Annotated in this window: 17 protein-coding genes; 3 read left to right on the forward strand and 14 right to left on the reverse strand. The window is 73.5% G+C overall.

From position 1 onward, the window contains the following. Positions 1 to 2 precede the first annotated feature (2 nt). From mutM to ACQEU6_RS17595, 11 genes are all read right to left on the reverse strand, one after another. Positions 3 to 896, reverse strand: coding sequence for a bifunctional DNA-formamidopyrimidine glycosylase/DNA-(apurinic or apyrimidinic site) lyase (mutM, locus tag ACQEU6_RS17545; RefSeq protein WP_499333198.1), 894 nt, complete (start codon positions 894 to 896; stop codon positions 3 to 5). Continuing rightward, entirely contained in the window at positions 889 to 1,683 is a 795-nt protein-coding gene (gene rnc / locus ACQEU6_RS17550) for a ribonuclease III (protein WP_499333200.1), read from the reverse strand. The genes mutM and rnc overlap by 8 nt, the downstream gene beginning before the upstream one ends. A gap of 275 nt (positions 1,684 to 1,958) precedes the next feature. Continuing rightward, on the reverse strand, positions 1,959 to 2,138 hold the full coding sequence (rpmF, locus tag ACQEU6_RS17555; protein WP_149257815.1) for a 50S ribosomal protein L32: 180 nt from the start codon (positions 2,136 to 2,138) through the stop codon (positions 1,959 to 1,961). Position 2,139: 1 nt separating this feature from the next. Further along, positions 2,140 to 2,784 (reverse strand): YceD family protein, encoded by a 645-nt coding sequence (locus tag ACQEU6_RS17560; protein WP_499333201.1) that lies wholly within the window; start codon positions 2,782 to 2,784, stop codon positions 2,140 to 2,142. A 95-nt stretch (positions 2,785 to 2,879) separates the two neighbouring features. Next, entirely contained in the window at positions 2,880 to 3,362 is a 483-nt protein-coding gene (gene coaD, locus ACQEU6_RS17565; RefSeq protein WP_499333203.1) for a pantetheine-phosphate adenylyltransferase, read from the reverse strand. A 93-nt stretch (positions 3,363 to 3,455) separates the two neighbouring features. Next, on the reverse strand, positions 3,456 to 4,907 hold the full coding sequence (locus ACQEU6_RS17570; protein WP_499333204.1) for a penicillin-binding transpeptidase domain-containing protein: 1,452 nt from the start codon (positions 4,905 to 4,907) through the stop codon (positions 3,456 to 3,458). A 30-nt stretch (positions 4,908 to 4,937) separates the two neighbouring features. Continuing rightward, positions 4,938 to 5,504 carry a 16S rRNA (guanine(966)-N(2))-methyltransferase RsmD gene (rsmD, locus tag ACQEU6_RS17575; RefSeq protein ID WP_499333205.1) on the reverse strand — a complete coding sequence of 189 codons (567 nt, stop codon included), beginning with the start codon at positions 5,502 to 5,504 and terminating at the stop codon, positions 4,938 to 4,940. Positions 5,505 to 6,388: 884 nt separating this feature from the next. After that, positions 6,389 to 7,261 (reverse strand): HEAT repeat domain-containing protein, encoded by an 873-nt coding sequence (locus tag ACQEU6_RS17580; RefSeq protein WP_499333206.1) that lies wholly within the window; start codon positions 7,259 to 7,261, stop codon positions 6,389 to 6,391. Between the two features lie 65 nt (positions 7,262 to 7,326). Further along, entirely contained in the window at positions 7,327 to 7,407 is an 81-nt protein-coding gene (locus ACQEU6_RS17585; protein WP_143227168.1) for a putative leader peptide, read from the reverse strand. A 57-nt stretch (positions 7,408 to 7,464) separates the two neighbouring features. Beyond that, positions 7,465 to 9,651: an ATP-dependent DNA helicase RecG gene (gene recG / locus ACQEU6_RS17590; RefSeq protein WP_499333207.1), complete on the reverse strand. Its 2,187-nt coding sequence runs from the start codon at positions 9,649 to 9,651 to the stop codon at positions 7,465 to 7,467. A 32-nt stretch (positions 9,652 to 9,683) separates the two neighbouring features. Next, positions 9,684 to 11,279, reverse strand: coding sequence for a DAK2 domain-containing protein (locus ACQEU6_RS17595; RefSeq protein ID WP_499333209.1), 1,596 nt, complete (start codon positions 11,277 to 11,279; stop codon positions 9,684 to 9,686). Positions 11,280 to 11,463: 184 nt separating this feature from the next. Here ACQEU6_RS17595 and rpmB point away from each other — a divergent pair, with 184 nt between their 5' ends. Further along, the gene (rpmB, locus tag ACQEU6_RS17600; protein WP_030164391.1) at positions 11,464 to 11,658 is read left to right on the forward strand and encodes a 50S ribosomal protein L28; all 195 of its coding nucleotides are present in this window, start codon (positions 11,464 to 11,466) and stop codon (positions 11,656 to 11,658) included. 169 nt (positions 11,659 to 11,827) lie between these two features. Here the strand turns inward: rpmB and thiD are convergent, their stop codons facing one another. The 3 genes from thiD to ACQEU6_RS17615 form a co-directional block, all read right to left on the reverse strand. Further along, a complete protein-coding gene (thiD, locus tag ACQEU6_RS17605) occupies positions 11,828 to 12,640 on the reverse strand; it encodes a bifunctional hydroxymethylpyrimidine kinase/phosphomethylpyrimidine kinase (protein ID WP_499333212.1) in 813 nt (270 codons plus the stop codon). Between the two features lie 46 nt (positions 12,641 to 12,686). Then, entirely contained in the window at positions 12,687 to 13,586 is a 900-nt protein-coding gene (locus ACQEU6_RS17610; RefSeq protein ID WP_499333214.1) for a cellulose binding domain-containing protein, read from the reverse strand. A gap of 102 nt (positions 13,587 to 13,688) precedes the next feature. Continuing rightward, entirely contained in the window at positions 13,689 to 14,609 is a 921-nt protein-coding gene (locus tag ACQEU6_RS17615) for a thiamine-phosphate kinase (protein WP_499333216.1), read from the reverse strand. Between the two features lie 133 nt (positions 14,610 to 14,742). On the opposite strand from ACQEU6_RS17615, the gene ACQEU6_RS17620 reads away from it, so the two are divergent. Both ACQEU6_RS17620 and ACQEU6_RS17625 read left to right on the forward strand, forming a co-directional pair. Continuing rightward, positions 14,743 to 14,976: an Lrp/AsnC ligand binding domain-containing protein gene (locus ACQEU6_RS17620; protein WP_499333218.1), complete on the forward strand. Its 234-nt coding sequence runs from the start codon at positions 14,743 to 14,745 to the stop codon at positions 14,974 to 14,976. Positions 14,977 to 15,001: 25 nt separating this feature from the next. After that, a complete protein-coding gene (locus ACQEU6_RS17625) occupies positions 15,002 to 15,442 on the forward strand; it encodes a DUF3515 domain-containing protein (protein ID WP_499340232.1) in 441 nt (146 codons plus the stop codon). The last annotated feature ends 25 nt before the right edge of the window (positions 15,443 to 15,467 follow it).

The following is a 15,467-nucleotide window of genomic DNA, read 5'->3' on the forward strand; positions in this document are numbered from 1 at the left end:
CGCTAGTACCGTGCCCGCCTGGGGCGGGGCTGGCACACCGGGCAGCTGTAGGACGAGCGGTTCATGAACTCGTCGCGTCGGATCGGGGAGCCGCAGCGGCGGCAGGGCTCGTCGCGCCGCCCGTAGGCGTCCAGGGACCGCTCGAAGTAGCCGCTCTCGCCGTTGACGTTCACGTAGAGGCTGTCGAAGGACGTGCCGCCGACCTCCAGGGCGGCCGTCATGACCTCTCTCGCGGCCTCCAGGACGCGCGCGGCGTCCGCCCGGGTCATCGTGTCGGTCGGGCGCGCCCAGTGCAGCCTGGCGCGCCACAGGGCCTCGTCGGCGTAGATGTTGCCGACCCCGCTGATCAGGGACTGGTCGAGGAGGGCCCGCTTGATCCCGGTGTTGCGGCGGCGCAGCGCGCGGTAGAAGGCCTCCGCGTCGAAGGCGTCCTCCAGCGGGTCGGCGGCGATGTGGACGATCGGCTCGGGGACGAGCGCCCGCCCGTCGAAGACGTCGGGGACGAGGTCGGCGACCATGAGGTGCCCGAACGTCCGCTGGTCGACGAAGCGCAGGTCGAGGCCGTCGTCGTCGAACTCGGCGCGGACCCGCAGGTGCTTCTCGCGTTCCCGGCCGGGCTCGCCGACGAGCAGCTGCCCGCTCATGCCGAGGTGCGCGAGCACCGCCTCGCCGGGGGCGCCGTCCTCCTCGGAGCGGAGCGGGATCCACAGGTACTTGCCGCGGCGGCGGGGGGCCAGCATGGTGCGCTTGGCGAGCCGCCCGGCGAAGTCGGCGGGGCCCTCGGCGTGCCGGCGCACCGATCGCGGGTGCAGGACCTCGGCGGACGCGACGGTCCGGCCGGTCGTCCAGCGCTCCAGGCCGCGCCGGACGACCTCGACCTCGGGAAGCTCAGGCACCGGCCTGCGCCGCCTGCCCGGCCTCCCTGGCCGGGTCCTCGTCCTGCGCCACCGCCGTCTCCGGGGTCGCGTCGCGCTGGACGACGAACTCGCGGATGGCGTTCCAGGCGGCCTCGGCTGCGTGCTGCTCGGCCTCCTTCTTGCTGCGGCCCTCGCCGGACCCGTAGGTCTGGCCGCCGACCCGCACGGAGGCGCGGAACGTCTTCTGGTGGTCGGGGCCGCTCTCGGCGACGTGGTACTCGGGGACGCCGAGCTCCTCGACGGCGGTGAGCTCCTGCAGCGAGGTCTTCCAGTCCAGGCCGGCGCCGAGCCCCGCCGACCGCTTGATCAGCCCGTCGAAGAGCCGGTGCACCAGGGCGGACGCCTCGCTCAGGCCCCGGTCGAGGTAGACGGCGCCGATCAGCGCCTCCAGCGTGTCGGCGAGGATCGAGGCCTTGTCGCGGCCTCCGGTGCCCTCCTCGCCGCGGCCGAGCCGGATGTGGGCGCCGACGCCGAGGCCGCGGGCGACGCCGGCGAGGGCGCGCATGTTGACCACGGCGGCCCGGAGCTTGGCGAGCTGCCCCTCGGGGAGGTCGGGGTGGCCGCGGAACAGGGTGTCGGTGACGACGAGGCCCAGCACCGAGTCGCCGAGGAACTCCAGGCGCTCGTTGGTGGGCAGGCCGCCGTTCTCGTAGGCGTAGGAACGGTGTGTCAGGGCGCGTTCGAGCAGCTCGCCGCCCACTTCGACGCCGAGCGCGCCGGTCAGTTCCGCGCGGTCCGGCGCGGGTTCGCTCTTCTTAGCGCTCACAGGCCCTCCTCGCAGGCCGTGTACCGCGCGGCGCGCGGTCGCCTCTGCGGCGCGCGGCCGAGGGGCCGGGACGGCGAGGACGCTCGGCGGGGTGGGTCCGCGAAGACGAGGTGCGCGCCGGTCGGTTGGATCCCGGCGTGCACCACGGCTCCGGGCGCAGTCTCCGCGCCGGTCACCACGCCGACGTCACGCGCCGGGTGGTCGGGGTGCGTGTCCTTCCGCACCGTGAGGGGCGGGCCGCATGCGCGGATCCGCCCCCCAGGATGCGAGAAGACTCAGGCCGACGGGGCGATGACCTGCCGCCGGTCGTAGGTTCCGCACGTCGCGCACGCGGTGTGCGGCAGCTTGTGGTCGCGGCACGTCGGGCACTCGACCAGGTTCGGCGCGGCGGTCTTCCACTGCGCACGCCGGTGCCGCGTGTTGCTGCGCGACTTCTTCCGCTTCGGGACGGCCACGTCAGCCCTCCTGCTTTCCTTCTCGATCCGATGAATCACGGGTGCCGGAGCTCCCGTTCCCCCGGTCGGGGGCTGCCGGCGACAGGTCGCCGGCAAGGTCCCGCAGCGCCGCCCACCGGGGGTCGGCGACGTCATGGCGGTGGCCCGGCCCGACGTCCGCGAGCCGCGCACCGCAGTCCGGGCACAGGCCCGGGCAGTCGTCCCGGCACAGCGGGGACAGCGGCAGCGCGAGCACCACCGCGTCCCGCAGGACCGGTTCGAGGTCGATCAGGTCGCCCTCCAGGCGGAGCTCGTCGTCGTCGGCGTTCCCGCCCGAGCGGGTGTCGTCGTAGACGAACAGCTCCTGGAAGTCCGCCTCGAAGGTCGAGGCGATCGGGTCGAGGCAGCGGGAGCACTCCCCCTGGAGGGGGACCGTCGCCGTGCCGGTGACGAGCACCCCCTCGAGGACCGCCTCGAGCCGGAGGTCCAGCTCGATCGCGGCGCCTTCGGGGACGCCCACCATCTCGACGCCGAAGTTCTCCGGTGCCGGCACGGTCAGGCGCTCCTCCCGCGACGATCCGGGTTGCCTGCTCAGAGCTCGGGTGTCGAGCTTGAACGGGGCGCCGGGGTCGTTGCGTGTCAGCGGATTCCTGCTTTCGTGAGGCATGGTCGAACGGCGGCTGTCTGCAATGGCCGACAACCAAGGGTACCGAACACCGGCCGCTGACCCAACTCGCGGCCCGTCCACCAGGGGCAGGCCCGTCAGCCGTCCTTCCGGAGCCGCTGCACCAGCCGGTCGTGGACGCTGTCGGGGACCAGGCCGGAGACGTCCCCGCCGAACCTCACGACCTCCTTCATCAGGCTGGACGACAGGAACGCGTACTCGGGGTTGGTCGCCATGAACAGCGTCTCCACGCCGGCGATCCGGTGGTTCATCTGGGCCATCTGCAGCTCGTACTCGTAGTCGCTGACGGCCCGCAGCCCCCGGACGATCACCGGGATGTCCTGCTCCTTGCAGTAGTCGACGGTGAGCCCGTAGAAGGTGTCGACCGTGACGTTGCCGTACTCCCGGGTGACCTCGGAGATCATGTCGGCGCGCTCGTCCACGGTGAACAGGCTCTTCTTGCTCTTGTTGATCAGCACGGCGACGACCACCTCGTCGTAGAGGCGGGAGGCGCGGCTGATGATGTCGAGATGCCCGTTGGTGACGGGGTCGAACGATCCCGGACAGACGACACGGCGCACGGCGCGAACCCCTTCGGTCCCGGTTTCTGACCTGCGGCGTGAACGTACCAAATCGCATTCGGCCGGGTTCCCACCGGGCTCGGCGGGCCCGTCTCAGCCGCCCAGCGCGTCGACGATCCGCGCGGCGACGGGACCGGACTCGATGCCGTACCCGGACGCCTCGGTCATCACCGCGACCGCGTACCTCGGATCGCCGCGCGGCCCGAACCCGATGAACCAGCGGTCGTTGTAGGAGGCGCCCTCGACGTCGGCGGTCCCGGTCTTGCCGCCGAGGACGGACGTCCCCCGCAGGGACTTGCCGGTGCCCCGCTCGACCACGGCCTCCATCATGTCCCGCATCTGCTTCGCCTGGTCCCCGGTCAGCGCGCGGGACATCCGCCGGGACGAGATCTTGTCGACCGTCGAGCCGTCCGGGGCGCGCAGCCTCTCGACCAGCCGCGGCCGCATGACCTCCCCGTCGTTGAGGACCGCGGCGGCGACCATGGCCATCTGCAGCGGCGAGGCGACCGTGCTGCCCTGCCCGATGGATCCGAGCGCGCTGAGCGACGGCTGGTCGGTCGCCGGGAAGGAACTGGGGGCGCTCTTCAGGCCGTCGGCGAACTCGATCCGGTCGCCGAACCCGAACCTGCCCGCCTGCGCGCCGACGGCGTCGTTGCCCGGTTCCTGGGCGCCCATGTAGGCGAACGTGGTGTTGCAGGACTGCGCGTACGCCTCGATGAGAGGAATCTGCGACAGGTCGCAGGAACCGCCGATGTCGCCCGCGTCGTTGTTGATCGCCTGCCCGGCGCCCGGCGGCCTGTAGCCGCGCCCGGCCTTGACGCGCGTGTCCTCGCTCGTGCCGGACCTCAGCGCCGCCGCGGCGACCACCGTCTTGAACGTGGAGCCCGGCGGGAACACCTCGTGGGCGGCCTTGTCGAGCAGCGGCTTGCGCGGCTGGTCGCCGAGCCGGTCGAACGCCTCCGTGGCCTTCTTCCGGTCGAGCGTCGACACGTCGTTCGGGTCGTAGGACGGTGTGGAGGCCATCACCAGGATCGCGCCGGTGCGCGCGTCGAGGACGACCGCGGCCCCCCGGCGGGCGCCGCTGGACCGCAGCGCCTCGTAGGCGGCGCGCTGCGCGTCGGGATCGACGGTGGACTCCACCATGCCGCCGGGGACCCTCTTGCCGATCAGCTTGTCGACGAGGCCGGAGGTGGCGAGCCGGGCGTCGGTCCCGTCCAGGAAGTGGTTCTCGGCCTCCTCCAGGCCGGTCTGGGAGAACACCGAGAAGTAGCCGGTGACCGGCGCGAAGGCGGCGCCGTCCTTGTAGCGGCGCTGGAAGCGGTCGTCGCCGACCTGCTCGGACCAGGCGAGCCGCTCGCCGCGCGCGACGATCGGCCCGCGATCGATCTTGAAGCGGTCCTCGAACTGACGGGCGTTGAGGGGGTCGTCCCGCAGTTCCTGCGCCTGGAAGCCCTGCACGTAGGTGACGTTCACCAGGAGCGCGAGGATCAGGAGCAGGGTGATCACCCACATGCGTGCCACCGCGCGGTCGATCCCGGGCTTCATGCGGATGCCTCTACCCGAACCGCCGGACTGTCAACGGCCGTCGGCGCGGCCGTACCAGAAGACCGCCTCGCCGTAGCGCCGCTCCCGCTCGGCCTCGTAGCCGCCCGGCCACTCCAGCGCCGGGCCGCGGGCGGCGCGCTCCACGACGACCAGCGCGTCCGGGGACGCCCACCCGTTGTCGCGCAGGTCCTCCAGCAGGGCGCTCACGGAGGCGTCCGCCAGCGCGTACGGCGGGTCGGCGAAGATCAGGTCGTAGGGCTCGTCCGGCGCCTTGCGGACGAGCCGCTCCACCTTGTCGGCGCAGGGAACGGCACCGGGCAGCCCGAGCGCCCCGACGTTCTGCCGGATCACCTTCATCGCCCGCGGATGCGACTCGACCAGCAGCGCATGGACGGCCCCCCGCGACAGAGCCTCAAGCCCAACGGCCCCCGACCCCGCGTAAAGATCGGCGACACGCAGCCCGTCCAACGGCCCGAGCAGGGCGAGCACCGTGGAGAAGAGCCCCTCCCGCGCACGATCACTGGTCGGCCTGGTATCCCGCCCCGCCGGCACGACCAACCGCCGCCCCCCAGCCACCCCCGCAATAACCCGACTCATCGCCCCAGTATCGGCCCGCCGAGGAGCACCCATCGCACTACCTCCGCCCCCAGCCCTCGCAGCCCCGGCTCGATCACGAGCAAACACGGCTAACTCGCTCAGCCGTCTACTACGCCAGCTTGATCGCCCAGCAAGCTGCCGGCGAGCCATGCAAAAGAGCAGAAACTCACTACCGCAACAAGCTCAGCCACCGCCGCACCACGCGAGTACCTGGGGGCCGCGATCGCGTCCGAAGGCAGGTTCAAGCGAAGCGAGAACCTGATCGCGCAGCGAGCCTTTAGGCGAGCCGGAGCGATGCCAGCGATCGCCGCGTTTTTCGACGATGGAGGGCCGCCAAGGCCCGAAGGAGGAGAAAAGGGCAAATAAATACAGCGGGTCGCCAGCGCCGTGCCACGCTGACGACCCGCTCGCGGCCGGTACCAGCTTTGGACCGAGGGGACCGGCCACATCCACACTCGCGACCGCTGTTCAAGCGAACGCGAGAACCCCACCTCCCAGCAAGCCACCAGGCGAGTCAAGCAAGCCCAATGCCACGACCTCCGTCGCCACTCCGCAACGACGACCTCCCTGGTTGCGATCGAAGGCCGGTTCGAGCAAAGCGAGAACCCGACCGCCTAGCGAGCCGCCAGGCGAGCCGTGCGACCCACTGCTGCAACGACCTCAGCCACCGGCGCACCACGCGACAACCTGGGGCCGCGATCGCGTCCGAAGGCAGATCCGAGCGGAGCAAGGATCTGATCGCGCAGCGAGCCGCCAGGCGAGTCGAAGCGATGCCAGCGATCGCTGCAGTGTTCGACGATGGAGGGCCCCCGGGCCCGAAGGAGGAGAGCACTGCGATAGGCACAGCAGGGCCGCCAGGCCCGAAGGAGGAGAAAAAGGCAATATCACGCCAAACTCCAGCGGGCTTGGGTTCGGACTCCCGGGTCGGGGTCGGCGAGGGTTTCGGTCAGGGCGGTCACCACCTCGGGGATGTCGGCGGCCCACTGTTCGAGGGCCTGGACGGCTGCCCGGCGGACGTCGACCGTGCGGTCGTGGAGGGCCTTGATCAGGGGGCGGACGGCGACTTCGGGGCGGGCCTTGGCCAGGGCGCGGACGGCGTGGCAGCGGACCTGCCAGTTGGCGTGGGCGATCGCGGTGACGACGCGTCCTTCGAGGGGTTCGGGGATGCCGAGGTCGGCGGCGGCGGCGAGGGCGGCGAGGGCGGCGAGGCGGACGACGGGGTCGTGGTCGGTGAGGAGGTGTTCGAGCGCGGGGAGGCCGGAGGGGCGGGCGAGGCGGGCGAGGCCCTCGGCGACGGCGACGCGGACCTCGCGGGACGGGTCGTCGGCGGCCTCGGCGACGCGGGCGGTCTCGCGCAGCGCGATCAGGCCGAGGACGGCCTGGATACGGACGTGGGGCTCGTCGTCCTCGAAGCCCCGGGCGTACAGCTCGCCGGCGCCCGCGGCGAGGATGCCGATGAGGTCGGCGGCGGTGTCGCGGACGGCGGTGTCGCGGCCGCGGGCGGCGGCGAGGAGCAGGGCGTCGACGCCGTCGTCTCCGAAGTAGAGCTCGGGCAGGTCGCGCAGCGCGTCGGCGGCGACGCGGCGGACGTCCTCGTGGTCGTCGGCGAGCGCCCAGGCGAAGGTGTCGCCGGTGCCGCGGGGCGCCTCTCCCGCGCGGGCCGCCCTGGTGAGCGCCGTGAGGGCCGCGGCCCGGGTCGCGGGGTCGGGGTCGCGGAGGAACTCCTCCGCCTGGTCGAGCCGGATGGTGCGAGTCATGGGCGTGGCCTCCTGGTGGGCCGTCGGATCCGGAGGCGGGCGGGGCCCGCCCGGGGGGCTCGGGATCAGCGACGGGAACACAGGGCGCTCGCCTGGCGCCGGAGGTCGACGTGCAGGCGGGCGATCAGAGCACGACTCGGGTTCACGCGTTCATCGTGTCCCGGCCGGACCCTATTGTCAACCAAATAGGTCGGCAATATCTGTTATGTCTTCTCCAGGAAGTCCGCGCGCTCCTCGTCCAGCAGGGAGGCGAGAACGGTGGCCAGGCCGGGGTGGTCCGACAGGTCGGGGTCGGCCTCGACGAGCGCGGTGGCCTCCTCGCGGGCGTCGCGGATCACGTCCTCGTCCCGCTGGAGCGTGAGCAGCCGCAGGCTGGACGAGCGCCCGGCCTGCGCGGCGCCGAGCACGTCGCCCTCGCGGCGCTGCTCCAGGTCGAGCCTGGACAGCTTGAAACCGTCGGTGGTGGAGGCGACCGCGTCCAGCCGCTCGCGGGCCTTGCCGCCCGGCGCGGCGTCGGTGACCAGCAGGCAGAGGCCGTGCAGGGAGCCGCGCCCGACCCGCCCGCGCAGCTGGTGGAGCTGGGAGACGCCGAACCGGTCCGCGTCCATGATCACCATGACGGTGGCGTTGGGCACGTCCACGCCGACCTCGATGACCGTGGTGGCGAGCAGGACGTCGAGCTCCCGCGCGGTGAAGCGGCGCATCACCGCGTCCTTCTCGTCCGGGTGCAGCTTGCCGTGCAGGACGCCGAGGCGCAGCCCGTCGAGCAGCTCCTCCAGCTTCGGCAGCACCTCCATGATCCCGAGCGGGGACCGGCGCTCGCCCTCCTCGTCCACGACGGCGTCGCCCTCGTCGCCCTCCTGCTCGCCGATGCGGGGGCAGACGATGTAGACCTGCCGGCCGTTCGCCGCCTCCTCCTTGATGCGCTCCCAGGTGCGGGCGAGGAACGCGGGCTTCTCGGGCGGCACGACGTGCGTCTGGATCTGCGACCGCCCCGCCGGAAGCTGCCCGAGGACCGAGGTCTCCAGGTCGCCGAAGACGGTCATGGCCACCGTGCGCGGGATCGGCGTCGCCGTCATGACCAGCACGTGCGGGCGGCCGCCGTCGACCTTCTCGCGCAGGGCGTCCCGCTGCTCGACGCCGAACCTGTGCTGCTCGTCCACCACGACGAGCCCGAGATCGGCGAACTGGACGCTCTCCTGGAGCAGCGCGTGGGTGCCGACGACGATCCCGGCCGCGCCGGACGCCGCCTCCAGCAGCGCCTCCTTGCGCGCCTTCGCCCCCTGCGACCCGGTCAGCAGCGCCACCCGCGTGGCGTGCTCGGCGCCGCCGATCTGCCCCGCCTGCGCCAGGTCGCCGAGCATCCCGATGATCGACCGGTAGTGCTGCTGCGCCAGCACCTCGGTCGGCGCCAGCAGCGCCGCCTGCCCTCCCCCGTCCACCACCTGCAACATCGCCCGCAACGCGACCACCGTCTTCCCCGCGCCGACGTCGCCTTGGAGGAGGCGGTGCATGGGGTGGCGCTCGGCCAGGTCGGCGGCTATCTCGTCGCCCACCTGCCGCTGGCCCTCGGTGAGTTCGAAGGGCAGGCGCGCGTCGAACTCCGACTGGACGCCCTCGAAGGCCGGGGGGCGGGGCTTGGCGGGCAGCGACGCGGCGGCGACGCGGCGCTGGGCCAGGGCCGCCTGGACGACGAAGGCCTCGTCCCACTTGAGACGGGCCTTGGCGCGGCCCAGTTCGTCCCAGGTGCGGGGCCGGTGGATGCCCTCGTACGCCTCGCGCAGGCCGATCAGGCGCCGGCGGCCCAGGAGCGCGCCGGGCATGGGGTCGTCCGGCAGGTCGAGCTGGTCGAGGACGGTGTCGACGGACGTGCTGATCGCCTCGATGGGCAGCGACTTGGTGGACGGGTAGATCGGGATGATCTCGTCCGCCCACTCCTGTGCGGCCTCCTCGGCCTTCTCCTGGACGACCTTGTACTGCGGGTGGGCCAGCTGCCGGACGGCCCTGCCGCTGCGGGGCACGTAGGTGCTGATCTTCCCGGCGAACAGGCCGCGGGTGCCCGGCGACAGCTCCTTCTCGGGCCGGTAGGAGCCCTTGCGGCCGAAGAAGCTGAGCTTGAGCTCGCCGGTCCCGTCGGTGACCGTGATCTCCAGGACGTACCCGGGGCTGCGGGTGAGGGAGCGGCCCTGCACCTTCACGACCTCGGCCATGACCGTCACGTGCTCGCCGTCCTGCAGCCCGCTGAGCTGCGTCAGCTCGCCGCGGTGGGCGTAGCGGCGCGGATAGTGGAGCAGCAGGTCGCCGACCGTGTGCAGGTCGAGGCCCTTCTTCAGCGCGTTGGCCGTCTTGTCGCCGAGGACCTTGCGCAACGGCTCGTCGAGAGTTGCCACGGGTCTTTTCTAGCCGATGGGGGCGACGGGAATCACTCGACGCCGATGAGCAGGGGGTAGCGTTCCTGGTCGCCGTCGTAGACGCCGGCCTCCACGTCGGGGCGCCGCCGGCGCAGATGCTCCTGCAGGCCGGCGGCGAGACCGGGCGGGGCGTGCCGTCCGGGGATCAGCGTGACCAGCTCCCCTCCGCCCGACAGCATCCGGTCCAGGACGTCGCGGGCCACCGCGGCGAGGTCCGCGCCGATCGTCGCGACGTCGCCCTCGATCAGGCCGAGGACGTCGCCCGGCCGGCAGAGGCCGGCGCTCGTCACCGCCTCCTGCGCGGCGACCTCCAGGTGGCCGAAGCGGGTGGCGCCGGCCGCGCGGGTCATCTCGATCACGTCCTCGGCGAAGCGGCGCAGCGGGTCGTGCACGGCGAGCGCCGCCATCCCCTGGACGGACGCCTTCGTCGGGATCACCGCGATGCGCGCCCCGCCGTCCCGCGCGCGCTCTGCGGCGGCCTCGGCGAGGGCGAGGACCTCCGGCTCGTTCGGCAGCACCGTCACCTCGTCGCCCGCGGCGAGGAGGGCCTCCGCGAGCACCGCGAGCGGCGGGACGGCGCCGGGCTCGCGCCGCACGACCCGCGCGCCGCTCTCCTCGAACAGCGCGGCCAGCCCGTCGGCGGCGGTGACGGCGATCACCGCGCGGCCGGTGTGCGGCGTGCGCGGCCCGCCTTCAACGGCGTGCAGGTAGGTGACGCGGATCCGGTGCGGCCGCCCCGCCCCCATGCCCGCCTCGACGGCCGCCCCGGCGTCGTCGACATGGACGTGGACGTTCCACAGCCCGTCGCCGCCGACCACGACGAGGGAGTCGCCGAGGCCGTCGAGCCGCTCCCGCAGCGTGTGGACCGCGTCGTCGGGCGCGTCCAGGAGGTACATCACCTCGTAGCCGAAGCCCTGCGGCGCCGGGAACGGAGCGGAGGGCGCGGGCGCCCCGGCGGCGCGGGGCGGGACGTCGTACCGCTCGGGGTACTCGTCGGTGATCACGGCGACGAGGGCGTCGAGCACCACGCAGAGTCCGGCCGCTCCGGCGTCCACGACACCGGAGCGGGCCAGCACGTCCAGCTGCCCGGTGGTGCGGCGCAGCGCCCGCCGGGCGCCCGCGGCGGCGGCCCGCGCGGCCTCGGGGAGCCCGGTTCCGGGGGCCGCCGCGCAGGCCGCGGCGGCCTCGGCGAGGACGCTCAGGATCGTGCCCTCGACGGGATGCTCGACGGCGCCGCGGGCCAGGACGGACGCGTGGTCCAGGGCGGACGCGAAGGCCGCGCCGTCCGGCGGCGCCTCCAGCGGGCCGAGGACGTCGGCGAGGCCCCGGAACACCTGGCTGAGGATCACGCCGGAGTTGCCCCGGGCGCCGAGCAGGGCCCCCTGCGCGAGGGTCCGCCACGGGTCCGCGCCGCCCGGCGGACCGTCCAGGGCGTCGGCCGCCGCGATGACGGTCAGGTGAAGGTTGGTGCCGGTGTCGCCGTCCGGGACGGGGAACACGTTGAGCGCGTCGATCTCGGCCCTCGTCCGTCCGAGGGCCTCCGCCGCGAGCCTGCACCACCGCCGCACCGCCGCGCCGCCGAGGACCGCCGCATCATCGAGGGCCACCGTGCTCCCTTCCGCGCCGCCGGTCGCGGCGCCGCCGATTCGCTAACCCGACGGGCTGTCGGCTAGTCTGGTCCACGCGCCACGTTCGTGGCGCTCATCAGTGAGCGCCCATGATGCCCGGCCCGCCCGAGGCGGCAGCCGGGTGGCGCTCCGATCAGAGCATCGACACCACTTGGAGTTTCCCGTGGCTTCCGTCTGCGACGTCTGCGGCAAGGGACCCGGTTTCGGCATGCGCGTGTCCCACTCGCACCGCCGCACCCCGCGCCGCTGGAACCCCAACATCCAGCGCGTGCGCGCCGTCGTGAACGGCAGCACCAAGCGGATCAACGCCTGCACGTCCTGCATCAAGGCCGGCAAGGTCGTCAAGCCGACGGTCTGAGCCTTCCCGGGCCGCCCCTGCGGGACGGCCCACCGCACCGCCTCAGTCGGCTCATCGGAATCCCCGGTGGGCCGGCTTTCGCATTCCCGCCCGATGCCGCAGCGGCCCCCGAGCCCGGCCGGCGCCGCCCGGCCGTCGTGCCGCGGGCCGCGCGTCGCGCCGGCGGTGGTCAGAGGCGGTGCCGCCAGGCGTGGTCGACGGGGCCGATGCCCGCGCCGAGGGGGAAGCCCGCCGCGATCGCGCCCGTCACGTACTCCTTCGCCTTCGCCACCGCGGCCGGGACGTCGTCGCCGAGCGCCAGGTGCGAGGCGATGGCGGACGCGAGCGTGCAGCCGGTCCCGTGGGTGTGCCGGTTGTCGTGCCGGGGCGCGGTGAAGCGGTGCTCGCGCTCCCCGTCGAACAGCAGGTCGGCGGGCTCGCCCGGCAGGTGCCCGCCCTTGATCAGCACCCAGGCGGGGCCGAGGGCCTTGACCGCCTCGGCGGCCTCGCGCAGCCCGGACTCGTCCACGACCTTGACGCCGGTGAGCTGCTCCACCTCGTACAGGTTGGGCGTGACGACGGTCGCGGCGGGCAGCAGCGCCGCGCGGACGGCGTCCACGGCCTCCGGGGCGAGCAGCGGGTCGCCGTGCTTGGAGACGCCGACCGGGTCGACGACGGCGGGGGCGCCGGACGCCGCGAGCGCCTCGGCGACGATCTCGACCAGGGCGCCGGACGCGAGCATGCCGGTCTTGATCGCGTGGACGCCGATGTCGGACAGGACCGAGTCGATCTGGGCGCGCACGGCCTCGGGCGGCAGTTCCCAGTAGCCCTGGACGCCGAGGGAGTTCTGCGCGGTGACGGCGGCGACGACGCTCATCCCGTGGACGCCGAGCGCGAGCATGGTCTTCAGGTCCGCCTGGATGCCGGCGCCGCCGCCGGAGTCCGAGCCCGCGATGGTGAGCACGAGGGGCGGGGCGGAGGCAGTGCGCGTCATACCGCCCATTTTATGGTGATCTGTGGAAGCGGCGATCCGCCGGAGGCGTCCGAGCTCAGACCAGCGTGCAGGGCAGCTTGTTGAGGATGCAGGCGGACGGCCGGGACGGGGCGCCCTGCGCGGCGAACACGATCCGCACGGTGCCGCCGGGCGCGATCGCGGTGCGGCCGCGGACGAAGGCGACCCGCCCGGTCCGCACGACGGTGGCGCCCTGCACGGCCGTGACCGGGGCGTTCGTGATCTTGAAGGCGAGCGCCCACGCGGTGACGGGGCGCTGCCCCTTGTTGGCGATCGTGGCGGTGGCCTTGAACCCGCCGGGGGTGCGGGAGGCGACGCGGAAGCCGACGACGAGGCCGTCGGGGCGGCCCGCGCCGCGGCTGGCGCGCCCGCCGGGGCCGCGCTGGGTGATCTGGTTGTCGCGCGGGTCGGTCTGGGACGTCTTCGGGGCGCCGCCCGCGAAGTTGAGGGAGATCTGCTGGGTGCTCAGCGCGTAGGAGACGATCCCCACGGCGATGACGAGCGCGACGATCGGGAGCAGCGGGAGGGGCAGCATCGAGACGATCCTCGTCCAGCCGCTCTTGGCGGAGTCGTCCGTCCCCGGCTCGGGCTCACTGTGAGTGTCGCCGGGCTCGGGCGGCAGCCCGCGCGGCTGCTCGGGGAACGGCGCCGCCGCGGGGGCGCCCGGGTAGTCGCCGGGATAGTCCCAGGGGAGCGGGGCGAACCGGTGGGGGTCCGCCTGCGGGTCGTCCCGGCGCTCGGCGACCGGGTCCGTCCGCGCGGGCGGCGGCCCCGGCCTGACCTGGTCATGCGGCGAGACGTACACCCGGTCGTCGGTCGGCCCGGAGAACACGTCGTAGGAGGGGTCGACAGGAGCCCCGAAGTACGGCCCTCGCGACGCTTCGGCGCCCGGTACGGGGTCGTCGTCCGGTTGCTCAAGCCTGGAGTGTCGTCCCATCCCATCCTTCTTCGATCACAGGATGTATACCAAACCCGTCCCAAGCATGCCTACTGGATGTGTCAACACACACGGCCGTACGCGTCGAGGGCGCCGGGGCGTTCAGGCTGGGAAATGATCCCATGCTCCGGGGGGCGGGCGGCGCCCGTCCACGCGCACTCCGGTCCCCTCGGCGACGGTCCCGATCCGTGTCCAGGACGGGGGCAGGACGGCGTCCGCCGGGTAGGTCCCGGCGAACGCGTGGTCCTCGCCGCCGGTGAGCGCGAGGGCCGGACCGTCCGGCCCGAGGATCTCCGGGACGGGCAGGCGCGCGGAGTCGACGTCGATCCGGACGCCGCTCGCGCGGGCGATGTGCCCGAGGTCCTGGACGAGCCCGTCGCTCACGTCGAGCAGCGCGGTGGCGCCGTGGGTCCGCGCCTCCTCCCCGGCGGTGTAGGGCGGCTCGGGACGGCGGTGCGCCGCGATCAGCTCCTCGGGAGCGTCCCGCCCGGCCTCCAGCAGCGCGAGCCCCGCGGCGGCGAAGCCGAGCCTGCCGCGGACGGCGACGACGTCCCCCGGGCGCGCCCCGGAGCGGGTGAGCGGCGCCGCCCCGCCGAGGTCGCCGAGGGCGGTGATCGCGAGAGTGATCTGCGGCGCGGCCACGACGTCGCCGCCCGCGACGGACGCGCCCGCCGCGCGGCACTCGTCGGCGAGCCCGTCGTAGAGCCGCTCGGCCCATCCGGCGCGGGTCCCGGGCGGGGCCGCGAAGCCGACGAGCAGCGCCGTGGGGCTCGCGCCCATCGCGACGACGTCGGCGAGGTTCTGCGCGGCGGCCTTGCGCCCGATGTCGTAGGGGCCGGACCAGTCGAGGCGGAAGTGGCGCCCCTCCACGAGCAGGTCGGTGGTGGCGACGACGCGGCCGTCCGGCGCGGCGATCACCGCGGCGTCGTCGCCGGGGCCGAGCCGGACGGCCGGGCCCTGGGGCAGCCGCCGGGTCAGACGGCCGATCAGGCCGAACTCGCCCAGCTCGCCGATCGTGCCCATCTGCGCCGTTCCCCCGATTTCTCGCGTTTCTCCCGGTTCACACCGGGCACGCCGTACCCCGACCGCCCGTGGCGGCGCGTAACACGATACGGTGAACCGTCCGACGGTTGATTCTCCGCTTGGGGAGGACGTGATGGTGCAGGCCTACATCCTCATCCAGACCGAAGTCGGTAAGGCAGCCGATGTGGCGGGCCACATCACCGGCATCACCGGCGTGACCCGGGCGGAGGACGTCACCGGACCCTACGACGTGATCGTCCGAGCGGAGGCGCGGAATGTGGACGAGCTGGGCAAGCTCGTCGTCGCGCAGATCCAGGCCGTCGAGGGCATCACGCGGACCCTCACGTGCCCGATCGTCCACATCTGAGCGCTCCGCGGCGTCGAATCGCTTCCTGGCCGTCCTCGGCGGCATCGCACTGCTCGCCGCGGCGTGCGGGGACGGCGCCGTGCAGGTCCCGGTGCCGGGCCCGGACGCGGCGACCCAGCGGCTCTGCCAGGGGCTGCGGCTGCCCGAGAAGGTGCACGGGCAGAAGCGCCGCGACACCTCCCCGGACTCGCCGCTGACCGCCGCCTGGGGCTCCCCCGCGATCGCGCTGCGCTGCGGCGTCCCCCGTCCCGCGGCGCTCCGCCAGACGTCGGAGCTGGTGACCATCAACGGGATCGACTGGTTCGGGCAGCCCGCCGACCGGCCGGTGACCTTCACCGCGGTGGCGCGCCAGGCCTACGTCGAGGTGACGGTGCCCCCGAAGTACAACCCGGCCGGGGACGTGCTGATCGAGCTGGGGCCTTCGATCAAGGCGACGATCCCCGCGAAGCCCGAGGGCCAGATCTGATCGACCGAGCCTGATCAACGGGCCT

It is taken from the genome of Spirillospora sp. CA-108201, assembly GCF_050936235.1.
Taxonomy (GTDB): Bacteria; Actinomycetota; Actinomycetes; order Streptosporangiales; family Streptosporangiaceae; genus Spirillospora.